Below are 2,559 nucleotides of genomic sequence, written 5' to 3'. Positions count from 1 at the left end.
GACACTAGTACTGGATGCATCTGCAGGATATCGCGGCCGCTTAATTAACTGGCCTCATGGGCCTTCACTTCACTGCCCGCTTTCCAGTCGGGAAACCTGTCGTGCCAGCTGCATTAACATGGTCATAGCTGTTTCCTTGCGTATTGGGCGCTCTCCGCTTCCTCGCTCACTGACTCGCTGCGCTCGGTCGTTCGGGTAAAGCCTGGGGTGCCTAATGAGCAAAAGGCCAGCAAAAGGCCAGGAACCGTAAAAAGGCCGCGTTGCTGGCGTTTTTCCATAGGCTCCGCCCCCCTGACGAGCATCACAAAAATCGACGCTCAAGTCAGAGGTGGCGAAACCCGACAGGACTATAAAGATACCAGGCGTTTCCCCCTGGAAGCTCCCTCGTGCGCTCTCCTGTTCCGACCCTGCCGCTTACCGGATACCTGTCCGCCTTTCTCCCTTCGGGAAGCGTGGCGCTTTCTCATAGCTCACGCTGTAGGTATCTCAGTTCGGTGTAGGTCGTTCGCTCCAAGCTGGGCTGTGTGCACGAACCCCCCGTTCAGCCCGACCGCTGCGCCTTATCCGGTAACTATCGTCTTGAGTCCAACCCGGTAAGACACGACTTATCGCCACTGGCAGCAGCCACTGGTAACAGGATTAGCAGAGCGAGGTATGTAGGCGGTGCTACAGAGTTCTTGAAGTGGTGGCCTAACTACGGCTACACTAGAAGAACAGTATTTGGTATCTGCGCTCTGCTGAAGCCAGTTACCTTCGGAAAAAGAGTTGGTAGCTCTTGATCCGGCAAACAAACCACCGCTGGTAGCGGTGGTTTTTTTGTTTGCAAGCAGCAGATTACGCGCAGAAAAAAAGGATCTCAAGAAGATCCTTTGATCTTTTCTACGGGGTCTGACGCTCAGTGGAACGAAAACTCACGTTAAGGGATTTTGGTCATGAGATTATCAAAAAGGATCTTCACCTAGATCCTTTTAAATTAAAAATGAAGTTTTAAATCAATCTAAAGTATATATGAGTAAACTTGGTCTGACAGTTATTATTTACCCACCACTTTGGTAATTTCGCCTTTCACGTAATGCACAAATTCTTCCAGCTGATCCGCACGGCTGGCCAGACGATCTTCTTCCTGGCCCAGATACGCCTGACGCGCTTCCAGAATCACCGGCTGATACTGCGCCGGCAGACGTTCCATGGCCCAATCCGCCGCCACATCTTTCGGCGCAATTTTGCCGGTCACCGCGCTATACCAAATACGGCTCAGGGTCAGCACCACGTTGCGTTCATCACCCGCCCAATCCGGCGGGCTGTTCCACAGGGTCAGGGTTTCGTTCAGCGCTTCAAACAGGTCCTGTTCCGGCACCGGATCAAACAGTTCTTCCGCTGCCGGACCAACCAGCGCCACGCTATGTTCACGCGCTTTGGTCAGCAGAATGGCCAGATCGATATCAATGGTCGCCGGTTCAAAAATGCCGGCCAGAATATCGTTACGCTGCCATTCGCCAAACTGCAGCTCACGTTTCGCCGGATAACGCCACGGAATAATGTCATCATGCACCACGATGGTCACTTCCACCGCACGCAGAATTTCGCTTTCACCCGGGCTCGCGCTGGTTTCCAGCAGATCGTTAATCAGCGCACGACGGGTGGTTTCATCCAGACGCACGGTCACGGTCACCAGCAGATCAATATCGCTATGCGGTTTCAGGCCGCCATCCACCGCGCTGCCATACAGATGCACGGCCAGCAGGGTCGGTTCCAGATGACGTTCAATCACGCCCACCACTTCAGACAGCTGGGTGCTCACTTCCGCAATCACCGCTTCACGCATAATGTTCAGTTTGGTTTTCGGACGGCTGCCCTGCTGGGTCACATCGTTGCTGCTCCACAGCATCAGGCAACGGCCCACCGCATAACGCGCCTGCTGTTTGCTCGCACGCGGCATGCTCTGCACGCCAAAAAAGCAATCATAGCACGCCATAAACACCGCCACCGCACCATTACCGCCGCTACGTTCGGTCAGGGTACGGCTCCAATTACGGCTACGCATACTCTTCCTTTTTCAATATTATTGAAGCATTTATCAGGGTTATTGTCTCATGAGCGGATACATATTTGAATGTATTTAGAAAAATAAACAAATAGGGGTTCCGCGCACATTTCCCCGAAAAGTGCCACCTAAATTGTAAGCGTTAATATTTTGTTAAAATTCGCGTTAAATTTTTGTTAAATCAGCTCATTTTTTAACCAATAGGCCGAAATCGGCAAAATCCCTTATAAATCAAAAGAATAGACCGAGATAGGGTTGAGTGGCCGCTACAGGGCGCTCCCATTCGCCATTCAGGCTGCGCAACTGTTGGGAAGGGCGTTTCGGTGCGGGCCTCTTCGCTATTACGCCAGCTGGCGAAAGGGGGATGTGCTGCAAGGCGATTAAGTTGGGTAACGCCAGGGTTTTCCCAGTCACGACGTTGTAAAACGACGGCCAGTGAGCGCGACGTAATACGACTCACTATAGGGCGAATTGAGTGAAGGCCGTCAAGGCCTAGGCGCGCCGGATCCCCCGGG

At 52.7% G+C, this 2,559-nt stretch carries 1 protein-coding gene and 1 pseudogene; both read right to left on the bottom strand.

Annotated features, from left to right (window positions below; all coding sequences use genetic code 11):
- Nucleotides 1–1,033: 1,033 nt before the first annotated feature.
- Entirely contained in the window at nt 1,034–1,825 is a 792-nt protein-coding gene (aadA1, locus tag HBO10_RS30975) for an ANT(3'')-Ia family aminoglycoside nucleotidyltransferase AadA1 (protein WP_001206316.1), read from the bottom strand.
- Between the two features lie 498 nt (nt 1,826–2,323).
- Nucleotides 2,324–2,504 (bottom strand): annotated as a pseudogene (locus tag HBO10_RS31705) (hypothetical protein); the annotation flags it as partial.
- Nucleotides 2,505–2,559 lie beyond the last annotated feature (55 nt).

Origin of the sequence: Pseudomonas sp. WS 5503 (assembly GCF_012985385.1) — a bacterium.
GTDB classification, from domain to species: domain Bacteria; phylum Pseudomonadota; class Gammaproteobacteria; order Pseudomonadales; family Pseudomonadaceae; genus Aquipseudomonas; species Aquipseudomonas paracarnis.
Note: the sequence above shows the minus strand (reverse complement) of the source record. Positions and strands in the feature narration are given on the sequence as shown.